Consider the following 12232-nt stretch of genomic DNA (forward strand, 5'->3'; position numbering starts at 1 on the left):
AGTGCTGAAAATGCGCCTTTGCGGGCTTCTCTGCGCCCTGATCCTCACCGCGACCCTCTCCGGTTGCCCGGACGATGCACCTGCGCCCTCCCCTGCGCCAGCGCCCACCCCGGCGAAGGAGGCCCCCGAGGCCGCCCCGGCCGCCGGCGGCCCCTCACGAGTGATCGTGCTGGGCTTCGACGGCGTGGATCCCGATCTGGTCCAGAAGTGGATGGACGCCGGCCGCCTGCCGCACCTGAAGGCCCTCTCCGAGCGCGGCACCTTCGCCCGGCTGCAGTCCACCACCCCGCCCCAGTCCCCGGTGGCCTGGGCGACCTTCGCGTCGGGCCTCGAGCCGGGCGGGCACGGCATCTTCGACTTCATCGCCCGGAACCCCAAGACCTATCTGCCCTCGGTGGCCACGGTGAAGGTGAGCCGCCCCGAGGTGAAGAAGGGTCACCTCGAGCACGCCCTCGAGGGCGAGAACCTGCGCAGCGGCCCCTCCTTCTGGCAGACCGCCGGCAAGGCGGGGGTCCCCGGCTCGATCCTCTTCGTGCCCTACAGCTTCCCCCCCGACGGCGTCGAGGAGATGCGGGTCATCTCCGGCCTGGGCACCCCGGATCTGCGGGGCACCAACTCCTCCTTCCAGTACCTGGCCTCCGAGACCTTCCCGGGGGGCAAGAAGGCCGGCCTGACCAGCGGCGGCGTCTTCGAGAAGGTCCTCAGCGAGGGCAAGGGCACCTTCCGCGGCAACCTGCGGGGCGCCTCCCTCACGGTCGACGGCCGCAGCCAGAGCCTGGACTTCCCCCTCACCGTCGCGCAGGGCGCGGACGGGCTGGAGCTCGCCTTCCCCGAGGGCCACGCCGAGGCGGTCAAGGTGAAGCGGGGGGAGTGGAGCGAGACCATCACCCTGAAGCTCTCCCCGGTGCCCGGGACCACCTGGTCGGCCACCACCCGCGCCTACCCCGTGCCCGACGCCAGCGATCCCCTGGCCCTCTACTTCCTGCCCGTCTCGGCCGATCCCCGGACGCCCCCCTTCGCCGTCTCGACGCCCATGGGCTTCGCCGGCGAGCTGGCCGCGGCCGCGGGCGCCCCCTTCAAGACCGTGGGCTGGGTCCACGAGACCTCGGGCCTCTCCACCGAGGCCCTCGACGGCCAGGGCTTCCTCCTCGACCTCCACGCCACCATGGAGGCCCGCCGGAAGATCCTCCACGCGGTCCTCGACCAGCCCCACGATCGGCTCACCGTCGCCGCCTTCACCGCCACCGACCGCGTGGCGCACATGTTCTACCGGCTCTTCGACGAGAAGCACCCGCGCTTCGAGAAGGCGCTGGCGGACCGCCACGGCAAGGCCATCCAGGAGACCTACGAGAAGATGGACGCCATCGTGGGTGAGGTCGTCGCCCGCCTGCCGGCGGACGCGACCCTGCTCATCGTCAGCGACCACGGCTTCCACTCCTTCCGCCGGGGCGTGAACCTCAACCGCTGGCTGGTGGAGAAGGGCTACCAGACCCTGAAGAAGGGCGCCCCGGAGGGCCGCGACTTCTTCCGGGACGTCGACTGGTCGAAGACGCGGGCCTACGCCGTGGGCACCGGCCAGATCTGGCTGAACCTCGCGGGCCGGGAGAAGAAGGGCATCGTAGCCGCCGACGAGGCCGCCGCGCTGGCCCGGGAGATCGCCGAGGCCCTCGCCACCCTGCGCGACGGGGACGATCCCCTCCATGTCGTCCAGGCCGTGCACCTGGCCGAGAACACCTACAGCGGCGAGCACCGCGCCGACGCCCCGGACCTCACCGTCTCCTTCGCGGAGGGGTATCGCACCGGCTGGGGCTCGATCCTCGGCGGCGCCCCGAAGGCGCTCATCGAGGACAACCTGCGCAAGTGGTCGGGCGACCACGCCGCCTCCGACCCGAAGGACACCGAGGGCTTCCTCGTCTCGAACCGGAAGATCACCGCCGAGAAGCCGGCGATCCTCGACGTGGCCCCGACCGTCCTGCACCTGCTGGGCGTGGACAATCAGCTCCCCGGGAAGGTCTGGCTGCCCTAGAGGCGCGACAGGAACACCCGCTGAGGCTGACGCGGATGCCGACGGCGGACAACTGAGGCCATCTCAGCCTCAGCATCCGCCTCAGCGGCTTTTCCTTTCGGCCTACGACTCCTCGTCGTCGAGGGTGCGCTTGTACCCGCACTCCTTGTCGGAGCAGGCCACGTAGCGCCCGTCCTTCTTGCTGTACTTCTGCAGGAGGAAGGGCTTCTGGCACTGGGGGCAGGCCTCGGGCAGGGGCCGATCCCAGAGGGCGTTGGTGCAGTCGGGGTAGGCGCTGCAGCCGAAGAAGGTCCGCCCGCGCTTGCTGCGCCGCTCGGTGAAGTAGCCCTTGCCGCACTCGGGGCAGTCCACGCCCACCGAGAGGGGCTTGCTCGACTTGCACTCGGGGTAGCCGGTGCAGGCCATGAAGCGGCCGAAGCGGCCCCGCTTGATGACCATCGGCCGCCCGCACTTGTCGCAGCTCTCTTCGGTCTCCTCATCGCCGAGGAGCTCGATCTTGCCGTCCACCTCGCGGAAGTCGCCGGTGTTGCGGCAGTCGGGGTAGCCGCTGCAGGCGAGGAAGCGGCCGTTGCGCCCCCACTTGATGACCATCGCGGACTGGCACTTCTCGCAGACGAGGTCGGTCGGCGTCTCCTCCGCCTTGACGTCCCGCATCTCCTTCTCGGCCTTCTCGAGGGTGACCTTGAAGTTGCCGTAGAAGTCACCGAGGACCTTCTGCCAGTCGGCCTTCCCCTCCTCGACGCCGTCGAGGTCGTCCTCGAGCTTGGCGGTGAAGGTCGCGTCCATCACCCGCGGGAAGCTCTCGACGAGCAGCTCGGTGACGAGGTTCCCCAGCTCGGTGGGGTGGAAGCGGCTCTCGACCTTCTTGACGTACTCCTTGCTCTGGATCGTCGAGAGGATCGCGGCGTAGGTCGAGGGGCGGCCGATGCCCTTCTCCTCCAGCTCCTTGACCAGGGAGGCCTCGGAGAAGCGCGGCGGCGGCTGGGTGAAGTGCTGGTCCGGGGTCACGCCCTGGGCGGCCACGCTGCTCCCCACCTGCAGGGCGGGGATCTCGCCGGTGACCTCGGAGGCGTCGGCCTCCTCCCGCTCCTCGCGGGCGGTGTCCTCCTCGGTGCGCTCGCCGTAGGCGGCCAGCCAGCCCGGGAAGCGCAGCTGCGAGCCGGCCGCGGTGAGCAGCAGGCGGCCGGCGGCGATCTCGAGGCGGCGCTGGTCGTAGACCGCCGGGTTCATCTGGCAGGCGACGAAGCGCTTCCAGATGAGCTCGTAGAGGCGGAAGAGGTCGCGATCGAGGAAGCGCTTCACCTTCTCCGGCGGGTACTCGAGGGAGGTCGGGCGGATCGCCTCGTGCGCGTCCTGGGCCTTCTTGCCCCGCTTGTAGACGTTCGGCTTCTCGGGCACCGAGTCGTCCCCGTAGGTCTTCTCGATGTAGGTGCGCACGTCGCCCACCGCGTCATCGGAGAGGCGGGTGGAGTCGGTACGCATGTAGGTGATGAGGCCGACCGCGCCCTCTTCGCCCAGCTCGATGCCCTCGTAGAGGCGCTGGGCCAGGGTCATGGTCTTCTTCGCGGTGAAGCGCAGGCGGTTGCTCGCCTCCTGCTGGAGGGTCGAGGTGATGAAGGGGGCCGGCGCCTTGCGGCGGCGCTCGGTCTCCTTGAGGCCCTCGACCTTCAGCTTGGCCTTCTCGATCTCCGCGACCAGGGCCCGGGCGGTCTGCTCGTCGTGGATCTCGGCCTTGTTGCCGTCGATCTTGGCCAGCCGGGCGGTGAAGGCCGGCGGCACCTCGCCCATGAGGCGAGCGTCGATGGTCCAGTACTCCTGCGACTTGAAGGCCTGGATCTCCTGCTCGCGCTCGACCACCAGCCGCACGGCCACGGACTGCACCCGGCCGGCGGAGAGGCCCCGGCGCACCTTGCGCCAGAGCAGCGGAGAGATCTGGTAGCCCACCAGCCGGTCGAGGATGCGGCGGGCCTGCTGGGAGTTGTACTTGTCGGCGTCGAGCTCGAGGGGCTCGTCGATGGCGGCCTGCACGGCCCGCTTGGTGATCTCGTTGAAGAGCACCCGCACCACCCGCGGCCCATCGACGGCCGGCGCCTCGTCCTTCACCGTCTTGGCGGGGTCCGACTTCTTGGCCGTCTTCTTCTTGGCCGCATTCTTGGTGGTCTTCTTGGTGGCCTTCTTCTTGACCTTCTTCTTGCCGAGCGACTTGCCGACGATGCCCTCGAGCTCCTCGGCGATGTGCCAGGCGATGGCCTCTCCCTCCCGATCGGGGTCGGGGGCCAGGAAGACGCGCTCGGCCTCGCGGGCGGCCTTCTTGATCTCCTGCAGCACCTTCCCCTTGCCGCGGATGACCGTATAAGCGGGGACGAAGGCCCCCTCTTCGATCTCGACCCCGAAGCTGGACTTGGGCAGGTCCTTCACGTGGCCCACCGAGGCCTTCACGGTGAAGTCCTTGCCCAGATACTTCTTGATGGTTCGAGCCTTGGCGGGTGACTCGACCACGACGAGATAGCGACTCACTTGAACGATACTCCCCTGGTGCTTGCTAGATCGATGGATGGGAGGTGGGACGGAGGACGTAGGCCCCGCTCACCCGCTGCGCCAGTCCTCCCACCTCCAGCTCGGTGAGGGCGCCGGCCACCACCGAGGGAGAGAGGGAGAGGGCCGCGGCGAGCTCGTCGAGGCTGCGGCCCTCCGGGCCGAGCACGGCGAGGACCCGGCTCGCGAGGGGCGAGATGGGAAGCTGCGCCCCCATGGCGAGGGCCCCCTGGGCGCCCTGACTGGCGCGGGCCTGGAGGTACTCGGCGAGGTGCCCGCCGTCGACGATGTCGCCGCCCCAGGCGACGAGGTTCTCGAGGAGGTGCCAGGGCTCGAGCACCGCCAGGGCGCCCTCCACCAGCAGCTGGTTCGGGCCGGAGGAGAGCCGCCGCCGGGGATCGCCGGGGACGGCGCAGACGCCCCGCTCCTGAGCCTCGGCCAGGCGCGCGGTGATCAGGGCGCCCGAGCCGGGCGCCGCGGCCACCACCGTCACCAGGTCGGAGAGGCCCGAGATGATGCGGTTGCGCCGGGGGAAGTGCCCCCGCTTCGGGCCCGTGCCGGGGGCGTGCTCGCTCACCAGCGCGCCCCGCGCCTCGAGGATCTCCTCGAAGAGCGCGCGGTGCTGGCGCGGGTAGGCCTGGTCCACGCCGGTGCCGAGGACCGCCACCGTGTGGCCGCCGGCCTCGAGGGCGCCGCGGTGGGCCTGGCCGTCGACGCCGGCGGCGCCGCCCGAGATCACCGAGACCCCGGCCTCGGCCAGCCCGGCGGCGAGCTGGTGGGCCTGCTCGCGGGCCAGTCCGTCGGCGCGCCGAGCGCCCACGAGCGACGCGGAGAAGGAGAGCTCGAGGGTCGTCAGCTCGCCCCGCACCCAGAGGAGGGAGGGCGGCCGGGCAGTCTGGCCCACCGAGGCGGCGTCGCGGAGCGAGGAGAGCCGGGTGGGCCAGCCGGGATCGGTCGCGCAGAGCAGCCGCGCCCCGCAGGCCTCGGCGGCCCGGCGCACGGCCTGGAGGTGGTCCCCCAGGTCGCTCACCTGCCGCAGGGGCGAGCCCGCCCCGGCCGAGAGCCCGTCCAGGGCGTCGGCGACCTCGACGAGCCGCAGGTCCGCCGCCAGGGCGTAGCTGCGGAAGACGGCCTTGAGGCCATCGAGGGTGCGATCGCCGACCCCGGGGAGGGAGGCGAAGGCGATGTGGGCATCGATCTCGGTCCAGCGGCTCATGTTCGATTTCTCTCGCCTCGCGGCGCTCACGCCTCGGGCGAAGGCGCGAGTCTATAGCGACCGACTCCGACGGCCGTCAAGCGGCCTCTGGTGGTCGGCGTCGGCCTGGCACCCTAGCAAGGGCCCCTGACATGCCGGATTCCGGGGCCTTGCGGGCTACGAGCTGCGAGCTACGAGCTACGAGCTACGAGCTACGAGCTACGAGCGATCGACGGGATGCGACGGAAGCAGAACGGCCGCCGCGGTTCGAACCTGCGGCGGCCGAGCTCGCAGCTCGGAGCTCGAAGCCCGGAGCTGCGGACGCGAAGCGAGCGTCAGCGCATCGCGGTGGCGCCCACCCGCATGATGGCCCGGTCGCCCACGCCGATCTCCTTGAGCGAGCGCACGACCACGCAGGTCGAGACCTCGTCCCGGGCCTCGATGACCATCACCCGGCCGATGGCCTCCCAGGGCAGGCGCTCCTGCTCCTTCATCCGCAGGTCGAGGTCGAGGGGATCGCCCCGCTGATAGAGGGTGAAGGAGTTGCCCACCTCGACGCCGTGGCGGCGGCCCTTGTCGACGAAGATGAAGTGCGACTCGCCGATGGTGACCTGCGCGGGCATGAAGGTGGCGAGCACGATGCCCTCGAGCTCGACCTGGTTGGGCCGCTCGAGCACGGTGCGGCCGAGCGCCTCGTTCCAGGGCATCAGGCGATCACCCCGGCTGATGGTGTCCTGCACGCCCTCGATGGCGATGGTCGGGAAGGTGCCCTGGTCGGCCGCGACGATCCGGGCCACGCCCAGGATGCGGGTCAGGTAGCCGGCCGAGTTGCCGGTCTTGGGGTGGATGATCTCGCGGTCGGTGCGGAAGACGACGTAGCGCGACCCGATGGTGACCTCGGTCGGGAACTTCACGTAGGCCTGGTCGTAGGTCGTCAGCAGGGTCTTCTCCTCGAAGGAGGAGATCAGCGTCCCGGCGGACTCGAGCTCGGCCCGGGTCACGAAGCCCTCGTCGAGGAGGCGCATGCTCGCCGGGGCCTGGTAGCGCTTGCCGACCACGGCGACCTCGGTCTCGTCGCCGATGTCCTCCGCCTCGGGCTCGGTCTCCTCGGGCTCGACCTCGGTGGGCAGCTGCTCACCGCCGAAGAAGGAGATGGTGGTGCCCGGCTCGATCCAGTTGGGGTTCTCGATCTGACCGTTCAGCGACCACACCTTCGGCCAGTACCAGGGGTTGCCCAGGAAGGTGGAGGTGATGTCCCAGAGGGTGTCGCCCTGGCGCACGGTGTAGGTCTGCGGCGCGCGGGAGAAGTCGGGCTCGGGGCCGGGGAAGACGGGCTCACCGGAGCTGGAGGCGCCGGGCTCGTCCATGGGTGCAGGGACCCCCTCGTCACCCTCGCCCTCCCCCTCGTCGGCGGCGTAGTCGTCGCCGCCGTCGTCGTACTGCCCGTAGGCCACGGGGGTGAGGGCCACGAGGGCCGTCAGGGCGATGGCCGAGACCAGCAGTCTCGGTTGGGTGGACCAGCGCATGGGCTTTCCTCCGAAAATGGGGGCCGGGCGGACCCGGCCATAGCTCGACTTCTCGTCGATTCTGCCCCAAGCCCATCCCAAGTCAAACAAACGACATGGGCCGGCCCCCGAGTTTGTGCATGGGAACCCGGGGCAGTAGCGCGCGCAGGCGGCGCCCAGCCGGCGCAGCGCGGCGGACCACTGGCGCCGCGAGCGCAAGATGGGGGGTACGGGGGGAGTAGAGCTCCCCCCGGTCAGACCGGTGCCTCTATGAAGGATAGGTGCCGGCCGGTGAGGCCCCGGTCCCGGCGGTGGGAGAAGAAGCGCTCGGCGTCGCAGGCGGTACAGGCGTTCAGCACCTCCACCCGCTCCCGGGGCACCCCCGCCCCTGCCAGGACCCGGAGGTTGGCCTCCACCAGGTCCAGGTGCGGCTTCGGCCCCCGCGTCCGGTCGACGACCTCCTCCCCGAGGGCGTCCACGAAGCGCCGGGCGAGGGCCTCGTCCACCTCGTAGCAGCAGCGCCGGATCGAGGGGCCGATGGCCACCTCCACGCTCTCGAGCGGACCGAGGACGAGGGCCCCGGCGGCGGCGATTCCCTCCAGGGTCCCCCGCCAGCCGGCGTGGATGGCGGCCACCGCGGTCCGGCCGCCCTCGCCCGCCCCGCAGGCCAGGAGGGGGACGCAGTCGGCGGTCCGGACCCCGACCGAGACCCCCGGCGCCGCGGTGTAGAGGCCGTCGGCCTCCACCCGCGAGAGCTCGGCCCACCCGGCGGCGTCGAGGCGGGCCGGCACCTCGACCATCCGGCGGCCGTGCACCTGGGAGACCTGGGCCACCGGCTCGACGCCGGCGGCGGCCTCCAGGCGGCGGCAGTTCAGGGCGACCGTCTCCGGGTCGTCGCCGACCGCCCGCCCCAGGTTCAGGCCGGCGTAGGCGCCCTCGCTCGCCCCCCCGCCCCGCAGGGAGAAGCCGTGGCGCAGGCCCCGGGCCGAGAGCCGCGTGGCGGTGAGGAAGAGTCGCGCCTCGCTCATCCCATCCACTCCTCGAAGAGCTCCCCGGCCTCGTCCTGCATCAGATCCCAGTCCTCGGCGTAGCAGACCGCGGCCAGGGCGTCGCGGAAGGCCGCCGCGGTGGCGTAGCGCTTGCGGGCGTTGCGGTGGAGGGCGCGGTGCACGACCTCGGCGATGCTCCCCGGGAGGTCCGGGGCGACCCGCGTCAGCTTGGGCACCTTGCCGTCGCGGATGGCGAGCATGACCTCCTGATCGCCCACCTGATCGAAGGCGTGCCGCCCGGCGAGCAGCTCGTAGAGCACCGCGCCGGCGGCGAAGACGTCGGTGGTGGGCCCGAGCTCGCCGGCCACCACCTGCTCGGGGGAGAGGTAGCGCAGCTTCCCCTTCACCCGCCCGTCGGGGACGCCCTCGCCGAGGCCCGAGACCAGCGCGATGCCGAGATCGGCGAGCTTCACCCTCCCCTCGCGATCGACGAAGACGTTCGAGGGGGTGACGTCCCGGTGGATCAGCCCCAGGGGGGTGCCGCTGTGGCCGGTGGCGCCGTGGAGGTACTCGAGGCCCTCGAGCACCTGCAGCAGGACGTAGGTCGCCAGCCGCGGGGGCCAGGGGTAGCCGGGCCGCTCCTCGAGGAGGGCCTCGAGATCCCAGCCCTCCACCAGCTCCATGAGCAGCCAGCCGCAGCGCTCGTGCACCCCCGAGGCGTAGACCCGCACCAGGTTCGGGTGCCGGAGCATGGGGGCCACGTCGGCCTCGGTGAGGAAGGCGGCCCGGGCCTCGGGATCCCCCTGGAGCTCGGGGAGCATCCGCTTGAGGGCGAAGCGCTCCGGCACGCCCGGGAGCGAGGGGCCGGCGTCGGGAGCGCGGACGGCCTCGAAGACCTCGGCCATCCCGCCCCGGCCGAGGCCCCGCAGGAGGAGGAAGTCTGCGAATCGCTCGCCTTCGGCTCGTCGCGCGCTCACCGCCGGGCATGATCGCACAGCTCCGTGATCGCTGCCGGTGCTTTGCACAACTCGCTCCCGTCCCTCTATGCTCTGTCGGTGCAGACCCGCTCCAGAGATCTCCTCCTCGCACCGCTCCTCCTGATCCTCCTCCTCGGCCCCGGCTGCCCGGGACCCGACGAGCCGGGCGGCGACGGCGGCGGCGGCAGCGACGCGGGCCTCGACGGCGGCGGCCCCGACGGGGGGGAACCGGACGGTGGCGCCGACGCCGGCTGCGAGGATCCCGCCTGCGTCCCCTGCGCGCAGGGCGGCGCCTACTGTCCGGCCGGAGAGATCTGCCTCGACGAGCGCTGCCAGGAGAGCTGCGAGGCGGGCACCCAGCGCTGCCAGGGGCCTCGCCTCGAGGTCTGCAACGCCAGCGGCACCTACGATCCCATCGCGAGCTGCGGGCTCGGCGGCCTCTGTCAGGGGGACGCCTGCGTGGCCGTGACCGACTGCGCCGGCGACTCCCCCCCCTGCTGCTCCCAGCCCTCGGAGTGCGAGGGCCTCGCCGAGCTCTACACCTGCTCCGAGTGCCGGCCCACGGTGCGGACGATCGCCTGCGCGAGCGGGGCCTGCCTCCAGCTGCCGACGGGCCTGGACTTCACCCTCCTCGGGGACGCCAGCGGCCTGCCGGATCCGACCCGCGTCGCCTCGGGGGTCATCACGATCTACCGCGGCGAGACCGCCGACGGGCGCGTCGCCGACTGCGCGACCCTCCTCGATCAGAGCCTGGGCAGCTCGCCCCACGACGCCGAGGACCCCCAGCTCAACCCCACCATCTCCCGGCCCTACGAGTTCACCGGCGGCACGGGCTCGGATCTCTTCACGGCGCTCGTCCTCGGCTCCCCGGGGGGCGGCGACCAGACCATCGTCTTCTCGGTCTACGACGACACCCGGGGCCGCGGCCTGCGCCTGGGCCGCGGCTGCGTCGACCACGCCGAGCCCCTGATGGGCGAGACCCTCACCCTCTCCCTGCTCCCCTGAAGATGACCGCCTCGCTCCTCCTCGTCCTGCAGAGCGACGATCCGCGCCGGCTGCGCTCGGGCCTCGCGCTGGCGGCCGCCGCCGCCGCCCGGGACGAGACGGTGACGATCCTCTGGGAGGGGCCGGCGCTGCAGGCCCTCTGCGCCGGAGAGCTGGCCCGCTCGGCCGGTGACTGGCCCGCCGGGGTGGATCAACCCTCCGAGCTGCACGACGCCCTCTGCTCCCTCTCGACGGTTCAGCAGGTGGCCTGCCCCACCTCGGTGCGGGAGGCTCGCCTCGAGGTCGAGGTGGTCGAGCGCTTCGTGGATGGGATCCGCGGGCTGCCCACGATCCTCGGGGAGTGCGCCGGGGCGCGGATCGTCTACGTCTGACCGAGGAGACGACAGGAAGAGCCGCCGAGGCTGATGCTGAGGCGGATGCCGAGGGTCTCACCAGGCATCAGCTTCAGCCTCAGCATCAGCCTCAGCGGGTTCTCCCTTCGGCATCGGGCCCCGGGTCCGGATACACGAAGGCCCCCCCCCGGAAGTCGCGCAGGGTGATCGTCCCCTCGCCGCGCTCGACGATCGGATCCGGCGCCAGCACGACCTTCCCCCCGCCCCCGGGCAGGTCGATCGCGTAGTGCGGGATCGCCAGGCCGCTCACCCTCCCCCGCAGCTCCCGCAGGATCGCGAGGCCCTCCTGGAGGGTGGTGCGCAGGTGGGCCGTGCCCGCGGCGAGATCGCCCTGGTGCAGGTAGTAGGGCCGGACCCGGTGGCGCAGGAGGGTGAGGTTCAGCTCCCGCAGGATCTCGGCCGAGTCGTTCACGCCGCGCAGGAGCACCGTCTGGTTCTCGACGGGCACGCCGGCATCCACCAGCCGCTCGGCCGCCGCCATGGCCTCGGGGGTGCACTCCCGGGGGTGGTTGAAGTGGGTCATCAGGTAGAGGGGCGCATGGCGGCGCAGCAGGGCCGCCAGCGCCTCGGTGATCCGCATCGGCAGCGCCGCCGGCAGGCGGCTGGCGACCCGCAGGACCTCGAGCGAGGGCAGGGAGCGCAGCTGACCGAGGAGCGCGTCGAGGCGCTCGTCGGAGAGCAGGAGCGGATCCCCGCCGCTGACGATCACCTCCCGGATCCCGGGGTGCTCCCGGAGGTAGGCGAGCGCCTCGTCCATCGCCGCCGCGTCGAAGCTGGCCTCCCCCCCGGCGGTGATCCGCCGCCGGGTGCAGTGGCGGCAGTAGATGGCGCAGTGATCCACCGCGATCAGCAGGGCGCGGTCCGGGTACTTGTGCACCAGGGCCCGGGTGGGCCGGTACAGATCCTCGCCCAGGGGATCCCGGTGCTCGGTCGGCAGCACCACCGCCTCCTGCGCCAGCGGCACCACCTGCCGCCGGATGGGGCAGTCGGGATCGGCGCGGTCGATGAGCGAGGCGTAGTAGGGCGTGATGCCGATCCGGAAGACCCCGGCGCCCAGCTCGAGGCCCCGCCGCTCCGCCTCGGTGAGGGGGAGGAAGGCGGCGAGGTCCCCGGCGTCGCGCAGGGCGTTCTGCAGCTGCCAGCGCCAGTCTCCCCAGCGCTCGTCCTCGGGGCCGAGGGAGGCGACGCGGAGGGCCACTAGCGCGGACCGGCGGCGATGCAGGAGATCTCGACCCGAGCCCCCTTGGGCAGCGCGGCCACCTGCACGGTCGCCCGGGCCGGCGGCTCACTCTCGAAGCGCGCGCCGTAGATCTCGTTGACCACCGTGAAGTCGCCGAGGTCGGCCAGGAAGATCGTCGACTGCACGACGTCGGCGAAGCCGAGGCCCGCGGCCGCCAGGACCGCCTCGAGGTTCTTCATCACCTGCTCGGTCTCGGCGGCGATCTCGCCGCCCCCCACCATCTCGCCGGTGGCGGGATCGAGGGGGATCTGGCCGGAGGTGAAGAGCAGTCCGCCCGGGGCGAGCACGGCCTGCGAGTAGGGGCCGATGGCGGCCGGGGCGGCTTCCGTGGAGATGATCTTCTTCTGCATGGCGCCCTCTTTAGCGCC

General features: G+C 72.0%; 10 protein-coding genes and 1 pseudogene. 3 read left to right on the plus strand and 8 right to left on the minus strand.

Annotated elements, in window-relative coordinates; translation table 11 throughout:
* Nucleotides 1-10 precede the first annotated feature (10 nt).
* Nucleotides 11-2026 (plus strand): alkaline phosphatase family protein, encoded by a 2016-nt coding sequence (locus tag P1V51_18785; GenBank protein MDF1565091.1) that lies wholly within the window; start codon nucleotides 11-13, stop codon nucleotides 2024-2026.
* A gap of 102 nt (nucleotides 2027-2128) precedes the next feature.
* Here P1V51_18785 and P1V51_18790 read toward each other — a convergent pair whose 3' ends face one another.
* The 6 genes and pseudogenes from P1V51_18790 to P1V51_18815 all read right to left on the minus strand — a co-directional run bounded on the left by P1V51_18790 (nucleotide 2129) and on the right by P1V51_18815 (nucleotide 9227).
* The gene (locus P1V51_18790) at nucleotides 2129-2431 is read right to left on the minus strand and encodes a type I DNA topoisomerase (protein MDF1565092.1); all 303 of its coding nucleotides are present in this window, start codon (nucleotides 2429-2431) and stop codon (nucleotides 2129-2131) included.
* 174 nt (nucleotides 2432-2605) lie between these two features.
* Nucleotides 2606-4525, minus strand: a pseudogene (topA, locus tag P1V51_18795) (type I DNA topoisomerase).
* Nucleotides 4526-4568: 43 nt separating this feature from the next.
* Entirely contained in the window at nucleotides 4569-5777 is a 1209-nt protein-coding gene (gene dprA, locus P1V51_18800) for a DNA-processing protein DprA (protein ID MDF1565093.1), read from the minus strand.
* Nucleotides 5778-6091: 314 nt separating this feature from the next.
* The gene (locus P1V51_18805; protein MDF1565094.1) at nucleotides 6092-7282 is read right to left on the minus strand and encodes a LysM peptidoglycan-binding domain-containing protein; all 1191 of its coding nucleotides are present in this window, start codon (nucleotides 7280-7282) and stop codon (nucleotides 6092-6094) included.
* Between the two features lie 233 nt (nucleotides 7283-7515).
* Nucleotides 7516-8289, minus strand: coding sequence for a polyphenol oxidase family protein (locus P1V51_18810; protein MDF1565095.1), 774 nt, complete (start codon nucleotides 8287-8289; stop codon nucleotides 7516-7518).
* A complete protein-coding gene (locus P1V51_18815; GenBank protein MDF1565096.1) occupies nucleotides 8286-9227 on the minus strand; it encodes a serine/threonine-protein kinase in 942 nt (313 codons plus the stop codon). The genes P1V51_18810 and P1V51_18815 overlap by 4 nt, the downstream gene beginning before the upstream one ends.
* 78 nt (nucleotides 9228-9305) lie before the next feature.
* On the opposite strand from P1V51_18815, the gene P1V51_18820 reads away from it, so the two are divergent.
* Both P1V51_18820 and P1V51_18825 read left to right on the plus strand, forming a co-directional pair.
* Nucleotides 9306-10232, plus strand: a complete 927-nt coding sequence (locus P1V51_18820; GenBank protein MDF1565097.1) for a hypothetical protein — start codon at nucleotides 9306-9308, stop codon at nucleotides 10230-10232.
* Nucleotides 10233-10234: 2 nt separating this feature from the next.
* A complete protein-coding gene (locus P1V51_18825; protein ID MDF1565098.1) occupies nucleotides 10235-10603 on the plus strand; it encodes a hypothetical protein in 369 nt (122 codons plus the stop codon).
* 91 nt (nucleotides 10604-10694) lie between these two features.
* On the opposite strand, the gene P1V51_18830 is transcribed toward P1V51_18825, so the two are convergent.
* Together P1V51_18830 and P1V51_18835 are read right to left on the minus strand one after the other, a co-directional pair.
* Nucleotides 10695-11822 (minus strand): KamA family radical SAM protein, encoded by a 1128-nt coding sequence (locus P1V51_18830; protein ID MDF1565099.1) that lies wholly within the window; start codon nucleotides 11820-11822, stop codon nucleotides 10695-10697.
* The gene (locus P1V51_18835; GenBank protein ID MDF1565100.1) at nucleotides 11822-12214 is read right to left on the minus strand and encodes a RidA family protein; all 393 of its coding nucleotides are present in this window, start codon (nucleotides 12212-12214) and stop codon (nucleotides 11822-11824) included. The genes P1V51_18830 and P1V51_18835 overlap by 1 nt, the downstream gene beginning before the upstream one ends.
* Nucleotides 12215-12232: the final 18 nt, after the last annotated feature.

The sequence above is a fragment of the Deltaproteobacteria bacterium genome, assembly GCA_029210625.1.
Lineage (GTDB): Bacteria > Myxococcota > Myxococcia > SLRQ01 > SLRQ01 > JARGFU01.